The organism is Enterococcus sp. FDAARGOS_375, assembly GCF_002393265.1.
Taxonomy (GTDB): domain Bacteria; phylum Bacillota; class Bacilli; order Lactobacillales; family Enterococcaceae; genus Enterococcus_D; species Enterococcus_D innesii.
In genome coordinates, this window is sequence record NZ_CP023515.1 from 2660013 (window position 1) to 2673058 (window position 13046).

Consider the following 13046-nt stretch of genomic DNA (forward strand, 5'->3'; position numbering starts at 1 on the left):
GGGATGACGATATGACAAACCAAAACAAATCACCACGAGAAATCGTGAAAGAATTAGATGAATACATCGTTGGGCAAACCAACGCCAAAAAATCAGTGGCTGTTGCTTTGAGAAATCGCTACCGCCGGCTACAATTAGATGAAAAGATGCAACAAGATGTCACACCAAAAAATATTTTGATGATCGGACCGACAGGGGTTGGGAAAACGGAAATTGCGCGACGTTTAGCGAAGATCGTTGATGCACCTTTTGTTAAGTTAGAAGCGACGAAATTCACGGAAGTCGGCTATGTCGGTCGAGACGTAGAATCGATGGTACGTGACCTCGTTGAAAATGCGATCCAAATCGTGAAAAAAGAACAATATAAAAATGTGCGGATCCAAGCGGAGAAAAAAGCCAACCGTCGTTTAGTAAAAGTCTTAGTTCCTGGTATTAAAAAGGAACAGAAAAAGAATACCAATCCTTATGAACAAATGATGAATATGTTCAACGCCGCACAACAACCAGAAGAGCCAAAAGAAGAATTGACCGATGAGATTCGCAGCAACCGTCAAGCCATTTTCGAGCAATTAGAAAAGGGGCTTTTAGACAACCGGGAAGTGACGATCCAAGTCGATGAGCCGAAAAATCAAGCACCAATGATGAACAATGGCTTAGAACAAATGGGGATCGATTTGAATGAAACCTTAGGGGCATTGAAACCGCAAAAGAAAATCGAGCGCACGGTAACTGTGAAAGAAGCACGAGAATTGTTGATTCAAGAAGAATCCTCTAAACTGGTCAACGACGCGGATATTCACAGTGAAGCGTTACGTTTAGCAGAATCTAGCGGCATCATTTTTCTTGATGAAATCGACAAGGTATCTTCGAAATCACAGCAGTCAGGAGAAGTTTCTCGTGAAGGGGTGCAAAGAGATATCTTACCGATCGTTGAAGGATCGCAAGTCAATACGAAATATGGCACGTTACAAACAGATCATATTCTCTTTATCGCTTCAGGCGCGTTCCATCTATCAAAACCAAGCGATCTGATCCCTGAGTTGCAAGGGCGTTTCCCGATTCGCGTGGAACTAGATGACTTGACAAAAGAAGACTTTGTTAAAATTTTAACGGAGCCAAACAATGCTTTAGTCAAACAATACATCGCCTTGTTAGGAACCGAGAATGTCAAAGTGGTCTTTACGATGGAAGCCATCGAAAAAATTGCCGAAATCGCGTATCAAGTCAATCGCGATACCGACAATATTGGTGCTCGTCGTTTGCATACAATTCTAGAAAAACTACTTGAAGATTTATTGTTTGAAGCATCTGAGATGCAAATGGGTGAAATTACGATCACAGAAGCGTATGTGGAAGAAAAACTTGCGTCCATCGCAAAAGATGAAGACTTAAGCCGGTATATTTTATAAAGGGAGCGGACCAATGAAAACATTATTAGAAAAGACAAGACAAATCAACGAATTATTGCAGCAAAAAAACACCTTTAATTTAGCTTCTGATTTGCCTTACGACAAAATGGCTGTCATTTTAGGAAATATCCTAGACAGCAATGCGTATATTATTAGCATCGACGGTAGTGTGTTAGGTTTTGTTGAGAACCATGATGTCAATAACGAACGCATCAAAAAAATGTTTGTTGAAAAACAGTTTCCTAAAAATTATACAGATTTAGTCGATCACCTGACTTCCACAGAAGCTAATGTGCCAATCAGTGATGATATGACCGCTTTTCCTGTGGAAGGCCGTGAGTTGTATCCCAACGGACTAACAACTGTCGTACCGATTTACGGTGCAGGGGAACGTTTAGGAACAATCATTCTTTCTAGAATCGATAAATCTTTTGATGATGACGATTTGGTATTAGCGGAATACAGTGCAACAGTTGTGGGTATGCAATTCTTGTACCAAAAATCCCGCAGTATCGAAGAAGACGTTCGCAGTACAACGGCTGTTCAAATGGCGATCAACACCCTTTCTTATAGTGAGTTGAAAGCTGTTCAAGCAATCTTTGAGGCATTAGAAGGCAACGAAGGTCGTCTGACCGCATCAAGTATCGCTGATCGCATTGGTATTACACGGTCGGTGATCGTAAATGCTTTACGTAAATTAGAGTCTGCCGGTATTATTGAATCCCGCTCTTTGGGGATGAAAGGCACCTATTTAAAAGTGCTTAACAGTCGCTTTAAAGAGGAATTGACGAAACATCAATATTAGGAGATGAGACCATGACAGTTACCATCACGGCCGGTCATCTGCAAGCAAAAATTGCAGAAAAAGGGGCTGAGCTGCAAAGTTTAGTCGATACGAGCAATGACCTTGAATATATTTGGCAAGCTGATCCAAACCACTGGGGAAAGCATGCACCGATCTTATTTCCGATCGTTGGTGCCTTAAAAGAGGACACCTATCAGCATGAGGGCAAGAGTTATCATTTGCCTCGTCATGGATTTGCCAGAGACATGTTGTTTACTGTCGTTGAAAAACGCACAGATTACGCTTTGTTTTTACTAGAAAGTTCGACTGAAACCAAAGCAAAGTATCCGTTTGATTTTCAGCTGTATGTCAGTTATGAATTAGGCGGTGATGGTTTAGTCGTCAAATACCAAGTGAAGAATAGCGGTCAAAAAGAACTCTATTTCTCCATTGGTGGACACCCTGCATTCAACGTCCCACTTGAAAAAGGGCTGACTTTTGAAGACTATTATCTTTCTTTTTCTCCAAAAAAATCACGGGTGAAATTGCCGTTAAAAGGCAACTATATTGATTATGAGCAACGCACACTCGGTCAAACGAATACGGATTTACGCTTGACCCATGACATGTTTGCAAATGATGCGCTAGTTTATGAAACGAAAGGATTACATTCCTACTCGATTCGCAGTGAGAAATCGCCTCATAGTGTCACGTTAAGCTACAATAATATGCCGTATGTCGGTTTTTGGTCCACGTATCCAGTGAAATCGCCGTTTCTATGTATAGAACCATGGTGCGGTATCGCAGACACACTGGAAGCTTCCGGTGAGCTTTCAGAAAAACTGGGGATTCAAGCACTTCCACCTGAAGAAGTATTTGAAACAAAGTACTCAATCACAGTTAAATAATGTATGCAAAAAGAAGCTGGGAAAAGCGCAATGACTTTTCTCAGCTTCTGCTTATTTGTTCGTTTGACGCTTATTCAGTCCAAAGGGTACTCGACTTTCGGTTCCGTCTTTGATGCGGGTGATGTTTTCACGATGGCGAATAAAGATAAAAATCGTTACGCCGATGGCGATAAAAGTCAGCAGCCAATTTTGCTCAGGCAAGATCGCAGGGGCGATAAAAGGCAAAACAATCGTCGATAAAGTGATCAAACACGCCGCGATCATACTGGTCAGACTCACCATACTGGTCACATAAAGACAGATAACAAAAATCAATGAAGAATAAATGAAAAAGAGCGGATTGTATCCTAAGAGCATCCCAGCACTTGTCGCCACTGCTTTGCCGCCTTTAAATTTGGCAAAGATTGGGAAGGTGTGGCCTAAGATTGCACAGACCCCAAACCAGAGCGGATTGACGGTATGGAGACCAAAGATGACCGGCAAGCTGGTCGCCAAAGTTCCTTTTAAGATATCCATCAATAAAACAACGATCCCGGCTTTTTTTCCTAAAACGCGAAATGTATTGGTCGTTCCCGTATTGCCGCTGCCGAATTGGCGAATATCTTTTTTGAAAAACAGTTGGCCAATCCAAACACCCGAGGGGATCGAACCTAAAAGGTAAGCAACAATAAATAAAAGAATCGTATTCATAATAACCAACTTTCTTTGCAAGGCTAGGGCAATTTTAGCATGAAAACGCCTTTCCAACAATAAGAAAATCTTTCGCTGGTTAGGGAAAGAAGAAAAACAGCTTTTCTCAGAGCTGTGAAACACAAACGAGCCATTTTGTGACTCTAGCTTGTGCAAACAAAGGAAAAAGGATAAGATAGTTTAGAAAAATGTTCGCTTGAAAAAAGCGTATTTTGTGTTAAGATTTTTTTTGCAGTCCTTTCAGCATTAGAAAAGGACTGATCAAGATTAAAGGAGCGGTGGGTTTGGCAAAGAAAACCACAGAATATAATGATGCTTCCATTCAGGTCTTAGAGGGCCTCGAAGCAGTAAGAAAACGGCCAGGAATGTATATCGGCTCGACCGATAGCCGCGGCTTGCACCACTTAGTGTATGAAATCGTCGATAATGCGGTTGATGAGGCACTCTCAGGATACGGCAATGAAATCGATGTTACGATCCATAAAGACAATAGTATCAGTGTTCGAGACAATGGTCGGGGAATGCCGGTCGGGACACATGCATCTGGAATCCCAACTGTTGAAGTGATCTTCACCGTGTTACATGCTGGCGGAAAGTTTGGCCAAGGCGGCTACAAAACTTCTGGCGGCCTTCATGGGGTTGGTGCCAGTGTTGTAAATGCCTTATCCAGCTGGCTAGAAGTGGTCATCGTTCGAGACGGTATCGAATACAAACAGAGCTTCAAAGATGGCGGGAAACCAGCAGGTACTTTGAAAAAAATCGGCAAAACCCGTAAACCAACGGGAACAATCGTTACGTTCAAACCAGACGATACAATCTTTTCTGCAACCAAATTCTCCTATGAGATTCTCGCTGAACGTTTGAGAGAATCAGCGTTCTTGTTGAAAGGGGTCAAAATCTCCCTGACGGACGAACGTGGGGAAGAACCGATTCATGAAGTCTTTTTATATGAGGAAGGCATCAAAGAATTTGTTGATTATTTAAATGAAGAAAAAGATACCTTGACCCAGGTGGTTTATTTTTCTGGCACGAAAGAAGCCATTGAGGTAGAACTTGCCTTTCAATACAATGATGGCTATTCGGAAAATGTCTTGTCTTTTGTCAATAATGTACGTACCAAAGATGGTGGTACCCATGAAGTGGGGATGAAGACATCAATGACGAAAGCTTTCAATGAGTATGCCCGCAAGGTGAATTTGTTGAAGGAAAAAGATAAGAACCTTGAAGGCAGTGATTTCCGTGAAGGGTTAGCGGCAGTTCTGTCGATCCGCGTGCCAGAAAATCTTTTGCAATTTGAAGGACAGACCAAAGGGAAATTAGGGACACCCTTAGCAAGAAATGCGGTAGACAATGTGATTGGTGAGCAGCTAGGCTATTATCTACAAGAAAACAGTGAAATGAGTCAAATGCTGGTTCGTAAAGCGATCAAGGCAAGAGAGGCCCGTGAAGCTGCCAGAAAGGCGAGAGAAGAAAGCCGCACTGGAAAGAAACGCAAAAAAGGCGAGTCACTGCTTTCTGGTAAACTAACACCTGCGCAATCTCGTAATCCTAAGAAAAATGAATTGTATTTGGTGGAGGGGGATTCTGCGGGTGGTTCAGCAAAGCAAGGACGAGACCGCAAATTCCAAGCCATCTTGCCATTGCGAGGCAAAGTTATCAATACGGAAAAAGCCAAGATGCAGGATATTTTGAAAAATGAAGAAATCAATACGATGATCTATACTATCGGTGCCGGTGTTGGCCCAGAGTTTTCAATTGAAGACTGCAACTATGATAAAGTGATCATCATGACCGATGCGGATACCGATGGGGCGCACATCCAAGTGCTGCTTTTAACCTTTTTCTACCGGTATATGAAACCTTTGATCGAAGCGGGGAAAGTATACATTGCTTTGCCGCCTCTGTACAAAGTGTCAAAAGGGTTAGGGAAAAAAGCAGTGGTCGAATACGCTTGGACGGACGATGAACTAAGCAAGCTGACTCAAAAAATCGGCAAAGGCTATCTCCTACAGCGCTACAAAGGGTTAGGAGAAATGAATGCCGACCAATTGTGGGAAACGACGATGGACCCAGAAACGCGGACGCTGATTCGGGTACGGATCGATGATGCTGCCCAAGCAGAACGTCGCGTCACCACATTGATGGGAGATAAAGTAGAACCTCGTCGGAAGTGGATCGAAAGCCATGTTCAATTTAGTTTAGAAGAAGATGGCAGTATTTTGGATAAAAAAGAAGATACAGTACCGGAATTAGTTGATGAAAAATTAATGGATACCGAACAAGCAGACAGCAAACAGTTAGTTAAGGAATAGGAGGTGGTCTCTTGGAACACAAAAGCAATATACAAGAATTGACATTGGAAGAAGTGATGGGAGATCGCTTCGGTCGATATTCCAAATACATTATTCAAGAACGGGCATTGCCAGATATTCGTGATGGGTTAAAACCGGTTCAGCGGCGGATTTTATTTGCCATGAACCAAGACGGCAATACCTATGACAAAGGCTTCCGCAAATCAGCAAAATCTGTCGGAAATATCATGGGGAATTTTCACCCCCATGGGGACTCGAGTATCTATGAAGCAATGGTCCGCATGAGTCAAGACTGGAAGCTACGTCAGATTTTGATTGAAATGCACGGGAACAACGGGAGTATGGATGGTGATCCGCCAGCTGCCATGCGTTATACGGAAGCACGGCTTTCAGAATTAAGTGGTGAGCTATTAAAAGATATTGAAAAAAACACCGTCGAATTGGTTTGGAACTTTGATGATACTGAAAAAGAACCAACTGTTCTACCAGCAAAATACCCGAATCTGTTAGTCAATGGCTCAACTGGGATCTCAGCTGGCTATGCAACAGAGATCCCTACCCACAATTTAGGGGAAATCATCGATGGAACGATCTATTTGATCGACCATCCGCAAGCTTCTTTGGATCAGCTGATGAAGTACATTCCTGGCCCTGATTTTCCAACAGGGGGCATTTTACAAGGGAAAGAAGAAATCAAAAAAGCCTATGAAACAGGCAAAGGCAAAGTGATCCTGCGTTCGAAAACCAAGATCGAAGACATCAAAGGCGGAAAACAGCAAATCGTCATCAATGAGATCCCGTATGAGGTCAATAAAGCCAACTTAGTTAAAAAAATGGATGAGATCCGTTTGAATAAACGCATTGATGGGATTGCTGAAGTACGAGATGAAACAGATCGTACTGGACTGCAGATCGTTGTCGAGCTGAAAAAAGAAGCAAATGCGCAAGGGATTTTAAATTATTTATTTAAGAATACCGAATTGCAGATCAACTACAACTTCAACATGGTGGCAATCGACAATATGCGTCCTCAGCAAGTCGGATTAAAGCGGATTTTAGAAAGCTACATCAAGCATCGCCGTGAAGTGATTGAAAAACGCAGTCGTTTTGAACTGCAAAAAGCCCAAAAGAGACAGCATATCGTTGATGGTCTGATCAAAGCTCTATCGATCCTTGATGAAGTGATCGCCACCATTCGCGGTAGTAAAGACAAAAAAGATGCCAAAAATAATCTGGTGGTTCAACATGGTTTTACCGAAGAACAAGCAGAAGCCATTGTGAACTTACAGTTGTATCGCTTGACCAATACGGACATTACACAATTGCAAGCAGAAGCAAAAGAACTTGCAGAAACGATCGCTGAATTGACAACGATTTTGAATGAAGAAAATGAATTGCTGAAAGTGATCAAGAAAGAACTGCGAGAGATCAAGAAAAAATATACGACGCCGCGGTTGACTGAGATCGAAGCAGAAATTCAAGAAATCAAGATCGAAACACAAGTCTTGGTCGCCCAAGAAGAAGTCGTCGTGACGGTCACAAGAGACGGCTATGTCAAACGCAGCAGCTTGCGTTCTTACGGTGCTTCAAAACCAGAAGAGATCGGCATGAAAGAAGGCGACTCTTTACTTTACAGTAATCAAATGAACACGTTGGATCACCTGTTGTTGGTTACTAATAAAGGGAACACGATCTATCGACCGGTCCATGAATTACCTGATTTAAAATGGAAAGATTTAGGAGAACATATTTCGCAAACAGTCATGACACTGGCGCAAGATGAAATGATCATTGGGGTCTTTGCCTACAAAGAGATCGATCCATTGAAAAATTTCGTGCTGATTAGTAAAAACGGTATGATCAAACAGACACGAATGACGGAATTTGAACCTTGGCGCACCTATAAAACACGGCCGATGACGATCATGAAGCTGAAAGATGAATCAGATGAATTGGTCAACGTCTTTTTGACGGATCAAACGGAAGAAATGGATGTATTCTTAGTCAGTCATCTTGCCTTTGGCTTACGCTACCCGCTTAATGAAGTGCCGGTTGTGGGACCAAAAGCAGCTGGGGTCAAAGCGATGAACCTTAAAGCGGATGATTATCTTATCAATGGGTTGCTCGTTTATTCAGAAGGGGATACACCGATCGTTTTGATCACCCAACGTGGCGCAGCAAAACGAATGTTGGCTCAAGAAATCAACCAATTAGGTCGGGCGAAGCGCGGATTGATGGTCTTGCGGGAATTGAAGAAAAATCCTCATCGCGTCGTCTATATGGGCAGTGGGGAAAATCAGCAACTGCTAGTGACGAATCAAAAAGGACAAGCCTTTGAAGTGATCACCAACCAAATCCCGATCAATGATCGGACCTCCAACGGCTCATTTATCATGGATGAGAAAACAGGAGGACAAATCTACGAAGTGAAAACACAAATCAGTCCTGCAATCGCGGAGGATTCTGTACTATAAATTATAACAAAACAGCCATTCTGTACCAGTACAGGATGGCTGTTTTTTACCTCTTAATTAATCTTTCACATTTGCTAAAAACGTACTTTAATAAAAGATTCACATTTAAAATATACCTATAAATCAACGTTTTTAATAATAAACATCTTAAAAATAATTAAATTGTTCAAAATAATTCTTGAAAATGCTTGCAATCATTAAGGTGTGTGTTATACTGTTCACGTAAAGCTGTTACATTAGTGAACAGAAAATTTAAGGAGGTCCATCAAATGGAACAATGGAATGGATTTAAAGGAAAAACTTGGAAAGAAGAAGTAAACGTACGCGACTTCATCCAAGAAAACTACACACCTTATGACGGAACAGATGAATTCCTAGCAGATGCTACTGAAGCAACGACGAAGCTATGGGATCAAGTCATGGAACTGAACAAGCAAGAGCGTGAAGCTGGCGGCGTATTGGATATGGATACAAAAGTCGTTTCAACGATCACTTCTCATGGACCTGGCTACTTAGACAAAGACTTAGAAACAGTTGTTGGTTTCCAAACGGAAAAACCATTTAAACGCAGCTTGCAACCATTTGGTGGCATCCGCATGTCAGAACAAGCAGCAGAATCTTATGGCTATGAAATTGATGCGGAAGTCTCTCACATTTTCCGTGACTACCGTAAAACACATAACCAAGGAGTTTTTGATGCTTATACACCTGAAATCAGAGCAGCGCGCCGTTCTGGTGTAATCACAGGTCTTCCTGATGCTTACGGCCGTGGCCGAATCATTGGTGACTACCGACGTGTGGCATTATACGGTGTGGACTTCTTGATCAAAGAAAAACAACAAGACCTATTGTATTGCGGAAACGGAACGATGTCTGAAGACATTATCCGCCAACGGGAAGAATTGAGTGAACAAATTCGTGCGTTAAGCGAATTGAAAGAATTAGGAAACATTTACGGATTTGATATTTCTAAACCAGCTCAAACGGCGAAAGAAGCATTCCAATGGTTATATCTTGGTTACTTAGCAGCCATCAAAGAACAAAACGGTGCAGCAATGTCATTGGGACGTACGTCAACTTTCCTTGATATTTATGTTGAACGCGATTTGAAGAATGGTGTGATCACTGAAGTAGAAGCACAAGAAATCGTTGACCATTTTGTCATGAAACTACGTCTTGTGAAATTTGCTCGGACACCTGATTACAATGCCTTGTTCTCTGGGGACCCAACTTGGGTAACTGAATCAATCGCTGGTATGGGTGAAGACGGACGTCATATGGTAACGAAAAACAGCTTCCGTTTCTTACACACTTTAGCAAACTTAGGCCCAGCACCAGAACCAAACTTGACTGTTTTATGGTCAACACGTTTGCCTCATAATTTCAAAACATTTTGTGCGAAAATGTCAATCCAAACATCAGCGATTCAATATGAAAACGATGATGTGATGCGTGGACATTGGGGCGATGACTACGGAATCGCTTGTTGTGTATCCGCAATGCGTATCGGAAAACAAATGCAATTCTTTGGTGCTCGTGCCAACTTAGCGAAAACATTGTTGTATGCAATCAACGGTGGGGTCGATGAAAAATCAAAAGCACAAGTTGGACCAAAATTCCAACCAATTACTTCTGAATACTTGGATTATAACGAAGTAATGGAAAAATATGACACAATGATGGACTGGATTTGTGATCTGTATGTGAACACATTGAACATCATTCATTACATGCACGACAAATATTCTTATGAACGCATTGAAATGGCGCTACAAGATACAGACATTCTACGTACGATGGCTACTGGTATCGCTGGTTTCTCTGTTGCAGTTGACTCATTATCAGCGATCAAATATGCCAAAGTTCGTACGATCCGTGATGAAAACGGCATTGTTGAAGATTACGAAATCGAAGGCGATTATCCGAAATACGGAAACAATGATGACCGCGTAGATGATATCGCAGTCAACTTGTTGAAAGCCTTCATGAAGAAAGTGAAACGCACCAAAACTTACCGTGATTCAAAACACACAACATCGATCCTTACAATCACTTCTAACGTGGTTTATGGTAAGAAAACAGGGAACACGCCTGATGGACGTCGTGCAGGTGCACCATTTGCTCCAGGAGCAAATCCAATGCATGGTCGCGATACGCATGGAGCGTTGGCAAGTCTTTCATCAGTTGCGAAATTGCCATATGATTACTCATTAGATGGTATTTCAAACACCTTCTCAATCGTACCTAAAGCATTAGGTCGTGACGATGAAACACAACAAGAAAATCTAGCAACAATGTTAGATGGCTATGCTGCAAAAGGTGGTCACCACTTAAATATTAACGTATTTAACCGTGAGACATTACTTGATGCGCAAGCTCATCCAGAAAAATACCCACAATTAACGATTCGGGTTTCTGGTTATGCGGTTAACTTCATTAAATTGACCAAAGAACAACAAGATGATGTCATTGCTCGTACAATGCACGAAGCAATGTAATAAGTAACAAATTCAGGCGGCGGACGGGAAAATCCGCCGCCTCTTGTTTTGAAAGTATCAGACGGAACAAGATCATCCGTCGTTTCGAAGAAAGGAAGAGCATTATGGCAGTAACAGGACAAGTACATTCAACAGAAAGTTTTGGATCGGTAGATGGACCGGGTATCCGTTTTATTGTATTCATGCAAGGATGCCGCATGCGTTGCCAGTTTTGTCATAATCCAGATACTTGGAAGATTGGCACGGGTGTCGAACGAACGACCGATGACGTCTTAGAAGAAGCGTTGAAATACCGTGAATTCTGGGGACAAAAAGGTGGGATCACTGTCAGTGGTGGGGAACCGTTACTTCAAATGGATTTTCTGATCGATCTGTTTCGCAAAGCCAAAGCAGAAGGGGTCAGCACAACATTGGATACTTGCGGAAAACCATTTACACGAGAAGAGCCTTTTTTCAGTAAGTTTCAAGAGTTGATGACTGTGACTGATTTGCTGTTGTTTGATATCAAACATATCGATAACAAAGCCCATAAAGAGTTAACTACTCAATCCAATGATAACATTTTGGATATGGCGAATTATCTTTCAGAAATCAATCAACCTGTCTGGATTCGCCACGTGCTGGTTCCATTTAGAAGCGACTATGATGAATTTTTGATCCGTTTGGATGAGTTTATCAAAACACTGAAGAATGTCGATAAAGTGGAGATCTTGCCTTATCACACGATGGGAAAATACAAGTGGGATGAGCTTGGTTTGAAATATCCCCTTGAAGGCATCGAACCACCAACAGAAGATCGGGTGAAAAATGCCAAACGTTTGCTTCATGTAGACGACTATAAAGGCTACTTAACCCGTTGATAAAAACAGGAAAGAAGAGATTGCTATTGCTTCTTTCCTGTTTTTTTACTATGATTAGAAAGTGAATATCAATTGAAATAGGAGCGATGAAGAAATGTCGAAAATATTAGTGTTCGGTCATCAAAATCCTGATACCGATGCCATTGGTGCAGCGATTGCTTTTGCGAACTTACAAAATCAACTCGGGAAAGACTGTGAAGCAGTAGCGCTTGGTACACCAAATGAAGAAACACAATTTGCACTAGATACCTTTGGTCTGGCTGCTCCTCGTGTGATCGATTCAGTGGCAAAGGAAACCCAAGAAGTAATGCTAGTGGATCATAACGAATTTCAACAAAGTGCAGCAGATATTGCGGATGTTACTGTATTAGCAGTGGTCGATCATCACCGTATCGCTAACTTTGAGACAGCTAACCCACTGTACTATCGTGCAGAACCTGTTGGTTGTACCAGTACGATCGTCTTGAAGTTATACAAAGAAAATCAAGTGGAAATACCAAAAGCGATCGCAGGAATCATGCTTTCAGCGATCATCTCCGATACATTGTTATTCAAATCGCCAACATGTACCGATGAAGATGTAGCGGCAGCAAAAGAATTAGCGGTTTTAGCAGGTGTTGAACTGGAAGCATACGGATTGGACATGTTGAAAGCCGGCACAAACCTTGGGACAAAATCAGCAGCAGAATTGCTGGACTTGGATGCAAAAAGCTTCCCAATGGGCGGGAAAAACATCCGTATCGGGCAAGTCAATACGGTCGATTTAAAAGAAGTCTTTGACCGTCAATCAGAGTTGGAAGCTGCCATGAAAGAATCAATGTCAGCAAATGGCTATGATCTGTTCTTGCTGGTTGCTACTGATATCTTAGACAGTAATTCTGAGCTATTAGTTGTTGGTGAACCAATTGCCCCAGTAGAAGCAGCGTTTAACACGACATTAACCAACAATCGTGCCTTCTTACCAGGAGTTGTTTCTCGTAAAAAACAAATCGTTCCTCAATTAACCGCAGTTTTTGAAGGATAATTTGAATAAATGTCAGAATGCTGGTGAGATCTGTTTTGGTAGATCAAGCCAGCATTTTTCATGATTTTTTGAATAAGGAGTCCACAC

Annotated in this window: 9 protein-coding genes; 8 read left to right on the forward strand and 1 reads right to left on the reverse strand. The window is 41.9% G+C overall.

Annotation, left to right across the window (positions count from 1 at the left end):
• Positions 1–11 precede the first annotated feature (11 nt).
• The 3 genes from hslU to CO692_RS14035 are packed head-to-tail and all read left to right on the forward strand — an operon-like array spanning position 12 to position 3101.
• Positions 12–1409, forward strand: a complete 1398-nt coding sequence (gene hslU / locus CO692_RS14025) for an ATP-dependent protease ATPase subunit HslU (RefSeq protein WP_005236820.1) — start codon at positions 12–14, stop codon at positions 1407–1409.
• A gap of 13 nt (positions 1410–1422) precedes the next feature.
• Positions 1423–2214 carry a GTP-sensing pleiotropic transcriptional regulator CodY gene (codY, locus tag CO692_RS14030; RefSeq protein WP_096742500.1) on the forward strand — a complete coding sequence of 264 codons (792 nt, stop codon included), beginning with the start codon at positions 1423–1425 and terminating at the stop codon, positions 2212–2214.
• Between the two features lie 11 nt (positions 2215–2225).
• On the forward strand, positions 2226–3101 hold the full coding sequence (locus CO692_RS14035; protein ID WP_077452544.1) for an aldose 1-epimerase family protein: 876 nt from the start codon (positions 2226–2228) through the stop codon (positions 3099–3101).
• Between the two features lie 51 nt (positions 3102–3152).
• Here CO692_RS14035 and plsY read toward each other — a convergent pair whose 3' ends face one another.
• Positions 3153–3791 carry a glycerol-3-phosphate 1-O-acyltransferase PlsY gene (gene plsY / locus CO692_RS14040; protein ID WP_074535152.1) on the reverse strand — a complete coding sequence of 213 codons (639 nt, stop codon included), beginning with the start codon at positions 3789–3791 and terminating at the stop codon, positions 3153–3155.
• Between the two features lie 284 nt (positions 3792–4075).
• Between plsY and parE the strand changes: the two genes are divergently transcribed.
• From parE to CO692_RS14065, 5 genes are all read left to right on the forward strand, one after another.
• Positions 4076–6103, forward strand: coding sequence for a DNA topoisomerase IV subunit B (parE, locus tag CO692_RS14045; RefSeq protein WP_096742501.1), 2028 nt, complete (start codon positions 4076–4078; stop codon positions 6101–6103).
• Positions 6104–6114: 11 nt separating this feature from the next.
• Positions 6115–8577 carry a DNA topoisomerase IV subunit A gene (gene parC, locus CO692_RS14050; RefSeq protein ID WP_096742502.1) on the forward strand — a complete coding sequence of 821 codons (2463 nt, stop codon included), beginning with the start codon at positions 6115–6117 and terminating at the stop codon, positions 8575–8577.
• 269 nt (positions 8578–8846) lie between these two features.
• Positions 8847–11075: a formate C-acetyltransferase gene (pflB, locus tag CO692_RS14055; protein ID WP_096742503.1), complete on the forward strand. Its 2229-nt coding sequence runs from the start codon at positions 8847–8849 to the stop codon at positions 11073–11075.
• A 104-nt stretch (positions 11076–11179) separates the two neighbouring features.
• The gene (gene pflA / locus CO692_RS14060) at positions 11180–11935 is read left to right on the forward strand and encodes a pyruvate formate-lyase-activating protein (protein ID WP_010749400.1); all 756 of its coding nucleotides are present in this window, start codon (positions 11180–11182) and stop codon (positions 11933–11935) included.
• Positions 11936–12029: 94 nt separating this feature from the next.
• Positions 12030–12959, forward strand: coding sequence for a manganese-dependent inorganic pyrophosphatase (locus tag CO692_RS14065; RefSeq protein ID WP_081119140.1), 930 nt, complete (start codon positions 12030–12032; stop codon positions 12957–12959).
• The last annotated feature ends 87 nt before the right edge of the window (positions 12960–13046 follow it).